Source organism: Sandarakinorhabdus cyanobacteriorum (genome assembly GCF_002251755.1).
Lineage (GTDB): Bacteria > Pseudomonadota > Alphaproteobacteria > Sphingomonadales > Sphingomonadaceae > Sandarakinorhabdus > Sandarakinorhabdus cyanobacteriorum.
Window position 1 is genome coordinate 15,654 of record NZ_NOXT01000084.1, and the last position, 15,347, is coordinate 31,000.

General features: G+C 66.1%; 5 protein-coding genes. 3 read left to right on the forward strand and 2 right to left on the reverse strand.

Annotated features, from left to right (window positions below; translation table 11 throughout):
• The first annotated feature begins 15 nt into the window (after positions 1–15).
• The 3 genes from CHU93_RS18100 to CHU93_RS04155 all read left to right on the forward strand — a co-directional run bounded on the left by CHU93_RS18100 (position 16) and on the right by CHU93_RS04155 (position 14,605).
• Positions 16–12,552, forward strand: coding sequence for an autotransporter-associated beta strand repeat-containing protein (locus CHU93_RS18100; RefSeq protein WP_165768595.1), 12,537 nt, complete (start codon positions 16–18; stop codon positions 12,550–12,552).
• A 125-nt stretch (positions 12,553–12,677) separates the two neighbouring features.
• Positions 12,678–13,697, forward strand: coding sequence for a threonine aldolase family protein (locus CHU93_RS04150; RefSeq protein WP_094472890.1), 1,020 nt, complete (start codon positions 12,678–12,680; stop codon positions 13,695–13,697).
• Entirely contained in the window at positions 13,697–14,605 is a 909-nt protein-coding gene (locus CHU93_RS04155; protein WP_243375204.1) for a DMT family transporter, read from the forward strand. Before CHU93_RS04150 ends, CHU93_RS04155 begins: the two co-directional genes overlap by 1 nt.
• 3 nt (positions 14,606–14,608) lie before the next feature.
• Here the strand turns inward: CHU93_RS04155 and CHU93_RS04160 are convergent, their stop codons facing one another.
• Together CHU93_RS04160 and CHU93_RS04165 are read right to left on the reverse strand one after the other, a co-directional pair.
• Positions 14,609–14,950: a HigA family addiction module antitoxin gene (locus CHU93_RS04160; RefSeq protein WP_243375207.1), complete on the reverse strand. Its 342-nt coding sequence runs from the start codon at positions 14,948–14,950 to the stop codon at positions 14,609–14,611.
• A complete protein-coding gene (locus tag CHU93_RS04165; RefSeq protein WP_094472892.1) occupies positions 14,910–15,191 on the reverse strand; it encodes a type II toxin-antitoxin system RelE/ParE family toxin in 282 nt (93 codons plus the stop codon). The genes CHU93_RS04160 and CHU93_RS04165 overlap by 41 nt, the downstream gene beginning before the upstream one ends.
• Between the last annotated feature and the right edge of the window lie 156 nt (positions 15,192–15,347).

A 15,347-nucleotide genomic window follows, 5' to 3' on the forward strand; every position in this document is an offset into this window, starting at 1 on the left:
GCACGCCGAATCGGCATGACGATGGCCGCCGCCATGCTGGCGGGCACCGCGCTGGTTCCGGCGACGGCGCAGACGTTTGACGTGGCCGGCACGCTGGTGGTGGTGGACAATTTTGTCGACGCCCCGCTGCTCGCCCCGGCGACCATCCTGAACGATGATGCGGTCAACGAAGGCACGCTGCGCGTCAACGCCAACGTCGGTCAGGTCTTTGGCGGCAATCTCACCAATGGTCTTGGTACACTGGCATTCATCAAGGCGGGTGGTGAAACGCTGACGTTGTCGGGCAACAACACGTACCTGGGGCAGACCTCGGTGCTTGTTGGCACGCTTGCTGCAGGTTCCACCACGGCCTTCTCGGCCGGGTCCACGCACCTGGTGTCGGGCAACGGCACGCTTGATCTGGCTGGCTTCAACAACAGCATTGCGGCCCTGAGCGGCAACGGCACTGTCACCAACAGCGGCGTGACCCCGGCCGTGTTGACGATCAATGGCACCGCGATTGGCAATTTCGCCGGCTCCATCTCCGGCGATCTGGCGCTGGTCAAGCTCGGCGCCGAAGAGCAGGAACTCGGCGGTCCGTCCAGCTTCACCGGCGGCGTGACGCTGCAGCAGGGCCAGTTGCGCCTTGGCAATGATTTGGCGCTTGGCACCGGCGGGCTGGCCGTGACCGGCAACAGCAGCATCGCGACGGTTGCGATGCCGCTGCTCACCATCAACAACGCCATCTCGCTGGGTGCTGGCACCCAGCTCACGGTTGATCCCAGCGGCATGGGCTCCGTGCTCGTGCTGGGCGGCGCCATCAGCGGTGATGGCGGCCTGATCAAGTCGGGCGCGCAGACCCTGCATCTCACTGGCGCCAACAGCTACAGCGGCGGCACCGAGCTGGCTGGCGGCACCGTGCTGATCGGCAGCGGCGATGCCTTTGGCACCGGCGCCGTGCTGGTCAGCGGCTCGTCGGTCATCGGCCAGACCAATCCGGCCCAGAGCCTGACGGTCGCCAACGCCGTTACCCTGAACAGCCTGCTGTCCGTCCAGACGCCGGATGCTGGCCAGACCCTGACCTTGTCGGGCCCGATCACCGGCACCTTTGCGCTCACCCTTGCTGCCGGCACTGGCGGCACCGTGGCGCTGACCGGGGCCAACAATTTCGGCGGCGCCGAGGTGCGTGTGGAGAACGGCACGCTGCAGGTGAACGGTGCCGGCGCCCTCACCAATTCGTCGCTGCGCTTTGCCGGTGGCACCGGCCTGTCGGTTACCGGCGTTGATCCGGTCACCCTGGTCAACAACATCCTGCTGAACGGCAACGCCACCTTCAACAGTGGTGGCACGCTGACGCTGAACGGTGCCGTCACCGGGGCCGGTGGTCTGTTGAAGACTGGCGCCTCCACGCTGGTGCTCGCCAACGCCGCCAACAGCTTTGGCGGCAACATCCTCCTGATCGACGGCCGGCTGGAAGCGCGCAGCGGCGGCGCCCTTGGCAACGGTCCCGGCATCGGTGCAGCCAATGGCACCACGCTTGCTGTTGGCACCGCCGTGCCCACCAACCTGGTTGCCACAACCGGCCGCGCCATCAGCATCATCAGCGGTGGCAGCATGACGCTGGACCTGATGGGCGATGCCGGCAATTTCTTCTTCAACGATGCCGACGGTGCCGCCAATTTTGACGGCACCGATCTCACCCTGAACGGCGCCGTCAACGGTGGCACCCTCAACATCGTTGGCGCTGGCCGCGTGCGTCTGAACAGCGCCAGCACCCTGGAAGGCGTGGGCATTGATCAGGCGGCCGTTGTGCTCGGCAATGCCAGTGCGCTTGGCGGCGGCGCGATGCGCGTCAACGAAGGCGCCATCTACACCAGCACCGGTGCGGCGGTGACGCTGAACCAGAATATCGTCGTCTCCAACAACTTCTTCATCGTCGGCTCGGACGAGGTGACGCTGAACGGCGTGGTGTCGAGCTTCGGCGCGGTGGCGGGCGAACTAGGCGCACTGGTGAAGATCGGCAACGGCACCCTGCGCCTGAACGGCAACAACACGCTGGACAATGTGCGCCTGCAGGATGGTCGCATCGTCATCAGCACCAACACCGCCCTTGGTCTGCGCGATCTGAACACCGTCAATTTTGCTGGCACCACCCGCACGCTGGAGGCGGGCGTCGACGGCCTGGCCGTGGCCAACAATGTGTCGCTGGTCGGTCCGCTCAATGTCGATACCGCCGGCAACACGCTCACCCTGAACGGCCTGCTGTTCAACACCGGTTCGCTGGTCAAGGTCGGTGCCGGCAATCTGGTGCTGACCGGTAACAATATCTATTCCGGCCCGACGACGGTGAATGCCGGCACGCTCACGGCGGGCAGCGACACCGCTTTCTCCACCGGCATCGTCACGGTGGCCGCTGGCGCCACCCTGTCGATCCAGACGGCTCCGGCTGGCGGCACGCGCTCCATTGCCAACAACATCGTGCTCAACAATGGCTCGACCGTTGATTCCAACGGCAATATCTTTGTGTTGTCCGGCCTGTTGACCGGCGCTGGCACCACCACCAAGACCGGCACGGGCACCCTGCACATCACCGGCGACAGCAGCAGCCTGGTCAATGGTTTCACCGGCCTGTTCGATGTGGCTGCGGGCGAATTGCGCCTGACGGGTGACATCGCGGGCGGCATCACGGTGCAGACCAACGGCACCCTGACCGGGACCGGCCGCGCCCGCGGCACCGCCACGCTGACCGACACGTCGGTCCTGGCGCCGGGCAACGGCCCCGGCACGCTCACCTTTGGCAACCTGGTGCTGGCCAATGGCGCCAATCTCAATTTCGAACTGGCCGGCCTGGCTGGCATCCCGGGCACCGATGCCGATCAGATCGTCGTCACCAACAATCTCACGCTGGATGGTGTGCTGAATATCACGCCGCTGGCCGGTTTCAATGTCGGCGTCGGCGCGCGCACGCTGATGACCTATGGCAATCTCACGGCCAACAATGGCGTGACGGTCAGCAATGCGCCGCCGGTTGACGTGACCTATTCGGTCGTTGCCGGCCCGGTGGCTTCCGGTCCCGGCATCGTGCAACTTCTGGTTGGCTTCACCGGCACCTATCGTTGGGATGGCGCCAATCTGGTGCCGAATGGCGCCATTGACGGTGGTTCAGGTGTCCTCAACCTGACCAACACCAACTTCACCAACAGCGACGGCACCTTCAACCTCGCCTATGGCAACAACGCCACCGACGATATCGAGTTTGGTGGCACCGCCGGCACGGTGGACGTGGCCGCCGCCATCAATTTTGATCAGATGGGCTTTGTCACCACCGGCTATGTGCTGGGTGGGGCCGGCTCGCTGAACGCCAACAACAGCGCCCTCAACCTGGGCGCCAACGATGCCACCATCAACACCAACATCACCGGCGGCGCCCTGGCCAAGAATGGCACTGGCACGCTGACCCTGGCCGGCACCAACAGCTTCAGCAGCTTCGCCGTCAACGGCGGCACTGTTGTCGCTGCCAGCGACACGGCCCTGGGCGCCGGCACCGCCACCTTCGCGGGCGGCACCGCACTGGTCGCGTCCGGTACCCCGCGCTCGATCGGCAATGCCATCGTGATCAACGCGGCCGGCGGCCTGACCGTTGATGCTGCCACCAACGATCTGACGCTGGGCGGTGCCATTTCGGGCACCGGTCCGCTCAACTTCATCTCCTCGGGCGGCGTGGCCCGCGATGGCCGCATCTTCCTGAACGGCGTCAACAGCTACACCGGTGGCACCACCATCACCGGCACGCAGGTGTTCATCGCCTCAGATGCCGCGCTGGGCAATGCCGCCGGCAGCCTGACTCTGGACACCGGCCATCTGCGCACCACGGCCAATATTGTCACCGGCCGTGCGATTGCGCTGAACGGCGCGGTGCCGAACCTGATCGACACCGATGTCGGCACCACCTTCACGGTCAATGGCATCGTCAGTGGCGGCGCGGCGTTGTACAAGAATGGCCCGGGCACCCTGGTGCTGGCCAACGCCGGCAACACCTATTCCGGTGGCACCCAGATCGAAGCCGGCACCGTTTCGGTTGCCAGCAACGGCGCCCTGGGCAACCTTACCGGCGGCGTGGAGTTCGTCGGTTCTTCCACCCTGCAGTTCACCGCCGATGTCACTTCGGCCCGCACCGTGGCGGTCAATGCCGGCTTCACCGGCACGATCGACACCGGCGCCAATGATGTGCGCCTGGATGGCGTCATCTCGGGCGCGGGCACCCTCGCCAAGATTGGTGACGGCCGGCTGACGCTCACCGGCAACAACAGCTATGCCGGCGGCACCAACCTGAACGTCGGCACCCTGCGCATCGAGGATGGCCAGTCCATCGGCACCGGCCTGCTGACCACCCAGAACGGTACAACCTTCGTCGCTGGCCTCGGCGCTGGCGCTGGCACGATCACGCTGGGCAACAACATCAACTTCGCTGGCGGCCAGACCACCATCGATCTCAATGGCAATCTGCTGATCATCAACCCGGTCACCGGCGCGGTCAGCACCAACGGCACCAACCTGGTGCTAAACGGCACCATCACCGGTCCTGGCGGCTTCACCACCAACGGTGCCACCACGGGCCAGATCGTCATCAACGGCAACAACAGCTTCACCGGTGACGTCAACCTGAACAGCGCTGTGGTTGTGGTGAACAACAACAACGCCCTGGGCGTCGGCAACACGGTCAACATCAACGCCGCTGCCGGCATCCGCAACAACACGGGCGGCACCACCCGCACCATCGGCAGCGCCATCGCCATCAACGATCCGAATGCGACCGTGGGCGGCAACGGCAACCTCGTGCTGACGGGTGTCGTGTCGGGCTCGGATGTCAATGTGTTCAACAAGGTTGGCCTGGGCACCGTGACCCTCGCCAACGCGGCCAACAGCATCGCCTCGCAGATCGAAGTGGCGCAGGGCGAGCTGTCGGTGACCGGCAACCTGATCAACGTCAACCAGCTGACCAACGTGCGCGCCGGCGCCACCCTGTCGGGCACCGGCAGCATCGCCGGCATCGTGGAAATCGCCAATGCGGGCGTGCTCTCGGCCGGTGTCGGCGGCAACGGCCAGACCGGCCAGCTGACCATCGGCACCCTGCTGCTCAACGAACAGTCGTCGCTGGTCTTCGACTTGGGTGACAATTATGTCCTCGGTGGGACGCTCAACGACAGCGTGGCGGTGACCAACCTGCGCCTCGGCGGCCGCCTGACCGTGCGCCAGTCGACCGGCGGCAACTTCGGCCTCGGCGTCTACAACCTGTTCACCTATCAGGGCGCGCTGATGGCGGGCTCCACCAATGTGCAGGTGCAGACCCTGCCGGGCGCCTTCAGCGGCCTGGTGCAGACGCTGATCCCGGGCCAGGTCAATCTTGTGGTGACCATGCCGGGCACCTTCATGCAATATTGGGATGGCGGCGATGCCACCGGCAATGGCGCCATCAACGGCGGCGATGGCATCTGGTCGGCCACCGGCTCCAACTGGACCGGCGATCCGGACAGCCAGCTGAACACCAACTGGTTCAACAACAGCGTGGCGGTGTTCGCCGGTGCTGCGGGCACGGTGACCCTCAACGGCACCTTCCGTCCGCAGGGCCTGCAGTTCGCCACCAACGGCTACACGTTGACCGGCGGCATCCTCGACAACCAGAGCACCGGCGTTGGCACCGGCATGTTCGCCTTCGCCGATGCTGGCGTGACCGCGACGGTCAACAGCACGCTGCAGGGTGACGGCATCCTGTTCAAGCAGGGCGCCGGCACGCTGGCTCTGGGCGGCAACAATGTGAACTTCTCCGGCGGTACCGAAGTGCAGCAGGGCACGCTGCAGCTGAACACGGCAACCGCTGCGGGCACCAACAGCATCTCGCTGCTGGGCAACACCACCCTGTCGAACGGCGGCGGCGTGCTCTCTGTGGCCAACGCCATCATCACCACCGGCACCAACACGATCGACAGCGCCGCGGGCAGCTTCACCCTGACCGGTGTGATCTCGGGCAATGGCGGCATCGTGAAGGCCGGCACCGGCACGCTCACCCTGTCGGGCGTCAACACCTATGCTGGCGGCACCACGATCGGTGCCGGCACGCTGGCGGTGACCAACAACAGCAGCATCAGCACCGGTGGCCTCACCATCAACGGCGGCGCCACCTTCCAGGCGGCGGCCAACGGCCTGAGCTTCGCCAATGCTGTCACCCTGAACGGTCTCGCCACCATCGACACCCAGGCCAATGGCCTGACCCTGTCGGGCCTGATCAGCGACGGCGGGATCTCCGGCACCCTGGTCAAGATCGGTTCGGGCAACCTGAACCTGACCGGCGCCAACACCTACAGCAACGGCACCAACCTGAACGGTGGCAGCATCACCGTGTTCACCAACACCTCTCTGGGTGGTGGCACGCTGGCGATGGCCGATGGCACCAGCCTGATTGCCGGTGCCAATGGCCTGAACCTGGCCAATGCCGTCACCACCGCCGGCGTCGGCACCATCAACACCGGCACCAACAACCTCACGCTGAGCGGCGTGATCGCGGGCGCCGGCTCGCTGGCCAAGATTGGCGCGGGTGATCTGACCCTCAGCAACGCCAACGGCTATAGCGGCGGCACCGCCCTGCAGGCCGGCTCGATCACCGTGACCAATGACGGCGCGCTGGGCACCGGCGGCCTGACGATGACCGGCGGCACCACGCTCAACGCGGGCGCGGCCAATCTGGTCCTCGCCAATGCGGTGACCACGCTGGGTGCCGGCACGGTGAACACCAACGCCTTCACCTTCACGCTGAACGGCGTGATCGATGGCGCTGGCTCCATCGTGAAGACGGGCGCTGGCAACCTGGTGCTGAACGGTGCCAACAGCTATGCCGGCGGCACCAACGTCACGGCCGGCACGGCCACGGCGGGCAACAACACCGCCTTCGGCACCGGTTTGGTGACGATGGCCAACGGCACCACGCTGGCCAACAATGTCGACGGCCTGAACGTTGGCAACGCCTTCACCATCGGCAATGTCACGGTTGCCACCGGCGCCAACAGCTTCACGATGAGCGGCGTCATCGGCGGCGCCGGTCTGCTGACCAAGACCGGTTCGGGCACGCTGATCCTGTCGGGCGCCAATGGCTACACCGGCGGCACCGCGCTGACCGAAGGCACCATCACGGTGGCCAACAACAGCGCGCTCGGCACCGCTGGCCTCACCATGTCGGGTGGCACGACGCTGCTGGCTGGGGTCGATAGCCTCTCCATCGGCAATGGCATCACCACGCTGGGCGTTGGCACGGTGAACACCGATGCCTTCACCTTCACGCTGAACGGCGTCATCGGCGGCGCCGGCTCGATCGTGAAGACCGGCACCGGCAATCTGGTGCTGAATGGCGCCAATGGCTACACCGGCGGCACCAATGTGACCGCTGGCACGGTCACCGCTGGCAACAACACCGCCTTCGGCACCAATGACGTGACGATGGCCGGTGGCACCACACTGACCAACAACAGCAACAACCTCGTCATCGCCAACAACTTCAGCATCGGCAACATCACCGTTGCCACCGGTGCCAACACGTTCACCATGAACGGCGTGGTGTCTGGCGCTGGCGCCATCACCAAGACCGGCACCGGCAACCTCGTGCTGAACGGCGCCAACAGCTATGCCGGCGGCACCGCGTTGACCGAAGGCACCATCACGGTGGGCAACAACACCGCGCTGGGCACCGCTGGCCTCACCATGTCCAACGGCACCTTCCTTGTGGCTGGCGTTGATGGCCTGACGGTTGCCAACGGCATCACCACCCTGGCCGGCAGCACGGTCAACACCCAGGGCTTCACCCTCACGCTCAACGGCGTGATCGATGGCGCCGGCCTGATCGAGAAGATCGGCAGCGGTAACCTGGTGCTGAACGGTGTCAACAGCTACACCGGCGGCACCAACGTCGTGGCCGGCACGGTGACCGCGGGCAACAACGCCGCCTTTGGCACCAGCCTGGTCCAGATGCAGAACGGCACCACGCTGGCGAACAACACCAACAATCTGGTGATCGCCAACGCCTTTGACATCGGCAACGTCACGGTTGCGACCGGCGCCAACACCTTCACCCTCGCCGGCGTCGTCAACGGCACCGGTGTGCTCACCAAGACTGGCAGCGGCAACCTGATCCTGAACGGTGCCAATGGCTACACTGATGGCACCGCGCTCAACGCCGGCACCATCACGGTTGGCACCAGCACCGCGCTGGGCAGCGGCCGCCTGACCGCGGCTGACGGCACCAGCCTGGTGGCGGGTGTGTCCGGCCTCAATGTCGCCAATCTGGTGACGCTGAACGGCGGCCTGACCGTGGACAGCAGCGCTGGCAGCTTCGAACTGTCGGGCGTGATCGGTGGCGCTGGCGGCATCACCAAGGTGAACAGCGGCAACCTGATCCTGTCGGGTGCCAACAGCTATGCCGGCGGAACCAACCTCACCAACGGCTCGCTGACCATCACCAATGACAACAGCATCGGCACGGGCACGCTGACGACGACCGGCGGTACCACGGTGATCGTGGGCACCACCACTGGCGTCAACACCGCCATCACACTGGCCAATGCGGTCAACCTGGGTGCAGGCACCACCACGCTGAACCTGCAGGGCTCGACGCTCAGCTTCAACAACGACTCGTCGATCATCACCAACGGGGCGGCGCTCACGTTGAACGGTGTCGTCAGCGGTGCAGGGGCTCTGGCAACCGGCAACTTCGGCACGCTGACGCTCAACGGCAACAACAGCTACAGCGGCGGCACGCTGATCAACACCCGCAGCGTGGTCTATGTTGGCAGCAACACGGCTGTCGGCACCGGCACCGTGACGATGGGTGGCGCAACTGGCCTTTACAACAACAGCGGTGCCACCCGCACGCTGGCCAACAGCTTCGTCCTGAATGGCGGCAGCTGGCTCGGCGGCGCCAACGATCTGGTGCTGAACGGCACCATCAGTGGCGCTGGCTTCGTCATCAAGGCCGGGTCGCAAACTCTGGTCCTGAACGGTGCCAACAGCTACAGCGGCAACACCCAGCTGCGGGACGGCCGGATCACTGTTGGCACCAACACCGCCATTGGCACTGGCAGCCTGACGGTATTTGCCCCGGTGCAGGCACCGGTGGCAGGGCTGGCCACCACGCTGGCGGCTGGATCGACGGGTCTTGCCCTTGCCAACAACGTGACGCTGAGCAGCGGCAGCAACCTGATCGTGGAAAGCGGCACCGGCAGCTTCACGCTGAATGGCGTGATCTCCGGCACTGGCCCGATCACCAAGATCGGTGCGGGCAACCTGACGCTGGGCGGCACCAACAGTTTCACTGGTGGTGTCAACCTGAACGTCGGCGGCATCACGCTCACGAACAGCAGCGGCCTCGGCACTGGCACATTGACCACTGCCGCGGGCACCAGCCTGACTGCCGGCACCAACCTGACGCTGGCCAATGCCATCGCGATGGACGGTGCCTTCACCCTCGACACCGCTGCCAACACGGTGACGCTGAATGGCATTGTCAGCGGCACTGGCCCGCTGAGCAAGGCTGGCAGCGGCAACCTCGTGCTGAACGCCGCCAACACCTATACGGGCGGAACGGCGCTCAACGCCGGCACCATCACGGTCGCCAACGACAGCGCGCTGGGAACTGGCGCTCTCACGATGGCTGGTGGCACCACCTTGACCAGCGCGGTCAACGTCGGTCGGGCGCTGAACAGTGAAAATGTCCGTGTGTCGAACAGCATCACCCTGGCCGGCAATGCCACGGTTGCTGCGACCACGGATCTGGCCCTTGAACTGGTCGGTCCGATCTCCGGCACTGGCAGCCTGACCAAGACCGGCACCGGCCTGCTCGTGCTCGACGGCACCAACAGCTTCACGGGCGGCGTTGCGCTCACGGCCGGCACCCTGCGCACCGGCAGCAACGCCGCGCTGGGCACGGCTGGTCTGACCACCTCGGCTGGCACGACGCTGCAGAACGGTGTCAACGGTGTTGCCTTGGCCAATGCAATCTCGGTCGGCGGCGCGCTGACGATCGACACGCAGGCCTTTGGTTACACCTTGAACGGCGTGATCTCGGGCTCCGGCCCGATCACCAAGATCGGTTCTGCGACGCTGATCCTGAACGGTGCCAACACCTACACGGGCGGCACCGCCCTCAACGGTGGCACCATCCGCATCGGCACCGGCACCGCGCTGGGCACCGGCGCGCTAGCGATGGCTGCCGGCACCACCCTGCAGGCGGGCGCGACTGGCCTCACGGCCAACAACGCCATCAGCATGGCTGGCGGCGCTACGGTGGATGTGAACGGCAATGTGCTGACCCTGGGCGGCGTCATCTCGGGCACCGGCCCGCTGTCGGTGATCGACAGCCAGTCGCTCGCCACGGATGCGCTGATCCTTACCGGCACCAACATCTACACCGGCGGCACGGTTGTGACCGGCACCACGGTGCAGGTTGCGGCGGATGCCAACCTCGGCAACACCAGCGGCGGCATCACTCTGGTCGGCGGCGCCCTGCGCACCACCGCCAGCTTCACCACCGCCCGCACGGTGGCGCTGGGCACGGGTGGCGGCACCATCGAAACCGCCACCGGCACCACCCTCACCACCACCGGTGTGGTCAGCGGCACCTCGCTGACCAAGGCCGGGGCGGGCACGCTGGTGCTGAACGGCGCCAACACCTACACGGGTGGCACTGCGTTGAATGCCGGCCAGATCACGGTTGGCACCAACAGCGCGCTGGGCACCGGCACCCTGACGATGGCGGGCGGCACCACGCTGGCCGCTGGCGTCACCGGGCTGAACACCGGCAACAGCATCGTCACCCTGGGCGCGGCCACCATCAACAGCGGCAACACCCCGTCGGCTTACACCGTCAGCGGTGTGATCAGCGGCGCTGGCAGCGTCACCAAGCAGGGCACCGGTGTGCTGACGGTCTCGGCTGCCAACACCTACACCGGCGGCACGACGGTGGCCGCCGGCACCCTGAATGTCACCGGCAGCCTGGCATCGGGCGTCACCGTCAACAGCGGTGCGGCCGTCACCGGCACGGGCAGCGTTGCGGCGCTGAATGTGCTGGCGGGCGGCTCGGTCAACCCGGCGGCGGCTGGCACGACCGACCGTGCCACCCTGACGGTGACCGGCAACGCCACGCTCGCAGGCACCTTCACGGCGGACTTCACCCCGTCGACCAACGACCGCATCACCGCGGGCGGTGTGCTGACCCTGGGTGGCACGCTGGCGGCGGCGCCGACGACGGCGGGTGGCTTCACCACCTTCAACCAGACGTTCACCGTGGCCAGCGGCGCCAGCCGCACCGGCACCTTCGCGACCGTCACCGGGCTGGATCAGTTCGGCCTCGCGTTCGCTCCGGTGGTGGAATACACCGCCACGGCCGCCAACATCCGTCTGGCCCCGCAGAGCCTGGTCACGCTGGGCAATCGCTTCGGTGGTGTCACCGGCAACGCGCTGGAAGTGGCCCAGGCCTTCGACCGCGCGGTGGCCGCTGGCTACAACCCGCAGGCGTTCTTCAACGTCTATTCCAACGGGGGAAGCGCCCTGCCGCGCACCCTGGCGCAGATGTCGGGTGAACAGCGGGCGACCGAGCGTCGCGTGGTGCTCGACACCAGCCGCACCATCCGTGAAGCTGCGCTTGACCGCCTGAACAACGGCATCGCCTCCATGGGTGGCCAGCAGGTGACCACGTCGGATGGCGACAAGTCGCTGACCTTCTGGCTGCGTGGCGCCGGTTCGTGGGGTCTGGCTCGTGCCAACGACGCCACCACCGCCTTCACCACCGAACAGCGTGGCATCCTCACCGGTCTCGACTGGAAGATGGATGGCATCACGTTTGGCGGCATGTTCCACTACACCAGCACGGATGTGGAATATCGCCAGCTTGGCGGCAGCTCGAACGTCGAAACCGTCGGCGGCACCCTCTATGCCGGCTATCGCAAGGATGGCGGCCTGGTGGCCAACGCCGGTGTGACCGTGGCTGGTTCGCGCAGCAATGGTGCTCGCGGCATCTCGCTGCCGAGCTTCCAGCAGTCGCTGCAGGGCCGCACCAACGGCACCACCTACCAGCTGTTTGGCGAACTGGCCTGGGATCTGGCCGGTGATGCCAACACCCGGGCCGAGCCGTTCGCCCGCCTGACCCATGTGAAGGCGGACTTTGGCGGCCTGGTGGAAACCGGTGGTGTCGCGGCGCTCACGGCCGCCAAGCAGGGCAATGATGTCACCATCACCAACCTGGGTATGCGGTTTGGCACCAACGTGGCCAACGGCAAGGTTGCGCTGAATGCGGCGGCCTCGTGGCAGGCCATCAGCGGTGATCGCGACGCGCTGACCGTGCTGGGCATCCCGGCGGTGGGCCAGAATGGCAACATCCGCTCGATCGGCATGGACCGTTCGGCCCTGAACATGACCGCCGATGTCGGCGTCGGCCTGTCGGACTCGATCCGCTTCAGCGTCGGCTACTCGGGTCTGCTGGGCAACCGCAACGACGACCATGGCGCCCGCGCCACCCTGAACTTCGCCTTCTAAGTCGCGAAGCCAAGGGCCAACCGAAAGGCGGCGGTTCCTTCGGGAGCCGCCGTTTTTCGTTGCGACAATGCCACTGTCATCCTTGGTGATTGACCTCGCCCCGCCCGCCTCCCTATCGGTGGGCCATGGCCACGCTGTTCAACTTCATGTCCGACAATGCCGCCGCGCCCTGCCCGGAGGTGCTGGCTGGCCTTGCCGCCGTCGCCCCGGCGCAGCCCGCCGGCTATGACGGTGATGACTGTTCGCGCCGGCTGGATGCGCTGTTCAGCGATCTGTTCGGCCGGCCCTGCATGGCCCTGCCGGTCAGCACTGGCACCGCGGCCAACGCGCTGGCCCTGGCCACGCTCGTGCCGCCCTGGGGCGCCATTGCCTGCCACACCGAAGCCCATGTGCAGGTCGATGAATGCGGCGCGCCGGAATTCTTCACCGGCGGTGCCAAGCTGCTGCTCTGCCCGGGTGCCGATGGCAAGCTGACGCCCGCAGGTCTCGATGCCGCGCTCGCCAGCCATCGCGGCGATGTTCACCAGGTGCAGCTGGGCGCGCTCACCCTCACCCAGGCCACCGAATGCGGTACGGTCTATACGGCCGACGAAATCGCCGCGCTGGCGGCCCATGCCAGGGCCCGGGGCTGGCGCCTGCACATGGATGGTGCCCGCTTTGCCAACGCCGTCGCCCATCTCGGCCATGGCCCGGCTGCACTGGTCGCCGATCTCGACGCGCTCAGCTTTGGCTGCATCAAGAATGGCGGGCTCAGCGCCGAAGCCATTGTGCTGTTCGATCTGGCGCTGGCCGATCAACTGCGCTGGCGCCGCAAGCGCGCCGGGCAAATGCCCTCCAAGGGCCGCTTCAACGCCGCGCAGATCATAGCCATGGTGGAAAATGATGTCTGGCTGCGCAACGCCCGAACCGCCAATGCCGGGGCGCAGCATCTGGCCCAGGCCGCCGGCAACCGCCTGATGTATCCGGTCCAGGCCAACGAGGTGTTCGTGCAGCTTGCTCCCGGCGAGCCGCAACGGCTGCGCGATGCCGGCTTCCTTTTCTATGATTGGGGCGACGCCGGCTCCAACCAGGTGCGTCTGGTGGTCAGTTGGGACACGCCGGCCGATGGGGTGGAGCAATTGGCCCGCGCCCTGGCCGGCGGCTGATGGCCGCACCGCCCGCACCCGGCCGCTTCACGCCAAAGGCCTGGGCCGCCTTCGCCGGCTGCACCCTGATCTGGGGCAGCACCTGGTTCGTCATCCGCACCCAGCTCGGCGATGTGCCGCCCAGCTGGTCGGTCACCTGGCGCTTTGCGCTGGGGGCCAGCATCATGCTGCTGCTCTGCCTGTTCACCGGCAAATCGTTGCGCCTCTCGCCTCGCCAGCACGGCTTTGCGCTGCTGGTGGCGGTCACCCAGTTCGTGCTCAATTTCAATCTGGTCTACCGCTCCGAACAATATGTCACCTCGGGCCTGGTCAGCCTCACCTTCGCCTTCCTGCTGGTGCCCAACACGCTGTTCGGCGCGCTCTTCCTCGGCCAGCGCGTCTCGGCGCGCTTCATCGCCGGCAGCATATTGGGTCTCGCCGGTGTCGCTCTGCTGTTCGCGCCTGATCTCGCCCGTCCCGACGGCGCCAATGTCGGCCACGGCCTGGCGCTGGCCTTCGCCGGCGTGCTCAGCGCCAGCATCGCCAATGTGCTGCAGGCCATGCCCGCCGGCCGCGCCATGCCGCTGGAGGCTGGCCTCGCCTGGGCCATGGCCTGGGGCGCGCTCATCGATGGAGCGGTGGCGCTGGCGGTCGATGGGCCCCCACGCTTTTCCACCGATCCCGTCTATCTCGCTGGCCTCGCCTATCTTGGCATCGCGGCGTCGGCGGTGGCGTTCAGCCTCTATTACACGCTGATTCGCACGGTGGGGCCGGGGCAGGCGGCGTGGAACGGCGTGGTGGTGCCGATGGTGGCGATGGGCATTTCCACCGTGGCCGAAGGCTTCGCCTGGACCGCCACGGCCGTGGCCGGCGTCATCCTCGCCCTCATCGGCCTTGCCATCGCCTTGCGGGCCAAGGCGGCGGGCTGATAGCTACTCCGCCGCAGTCTGCAACGGGATGATGGCATCCAGCGCAGCGCCTGCGGCACGGCGGGCAATGTCCAGTTCAAACTGATGCTGCAACCCGAGAAACAGACCCTCGGAAACACCGAAAAAGCGGGCAAGGCGCAGGTCCGTGTCGCCATCAAAATCCGCCTGCTCCGCCAGAATCGCGGCCAGTTTCTCCAGATCGATGCCAGCGGCATCTGCGACCTGCACCAACGTCACCGCGCTGCCAATGCCGAATTCCTCACGCAGAAATTCGCCCGGGTGCACCGGGGGCAGTAGTTCCGCCTCAATGATAGTCTTCGACGCGCACATCTTCCGCCGCTCCATCAACCCAGCGGAACGTAACACGCCACTGGTCATTGATGCGAATGCTATATGTGCCGGCGCGGTCCCCCTGCAAGGGCTTCAGGCGATTGCCTGGCGGATTGCGCAGATCGTCGAGCAGCTTGGCCGCCGTCAACATGATCAGCTTGCGCTGGGCGCTGCGGGCCACATCAGGCGGAAAGCGACGCACGCGAAGGCCAGCAAGCAGGGCTTCGGTGTCCTTGTCGGCAAAGCTGCGGATCAATGTCGTCTCCAACGAAATTGTTGGAGACGATGTAGTAGAAGTTACTCACTGAGTCGTTAGGCTAGACCGCCTTGGAAGCACTTGTCCCAGATATCCACAAGTTCCAAATTCTTCGTTAGGGTTCAGACTCATTCAAAGCCAGAATGCGATAGCGGC

What these genes read in the sequence shown, in the direction of transcription:
- CHU93_RS18100 (WP_165768595.1), top strand. Translation starts at nt 16, where the DNA reads ATGACGATGGCCGCCGCCATGCTGGCGGGCACCGCGCTGGTTCCGGCG.
- CHU93_RS04150 (WP_094472890.1), top strand. Translation starts at nt 12,678, where the DNA reads ATGGCCACGCTGTTCAACTTCATGTCCGACAATGCCGCCGCGCCCTGC.
- CHU93_RS04155 (WP_243375204.1), top strand. Translation starts at nt 13,697, where the DNA reads ATGGCCGCACCGCCCGCACCCGGCCGCTTCACGCCAAAGGCCTGGGCC.
- CHU93_RS04160 (WP_243375207.1), bottom strand. Translation starts at nt 14,950, where the DNA reads ATGGAGCGGCGGAAGATGTGCGCGTCGAAGACTATCATTGAGGCGGAA.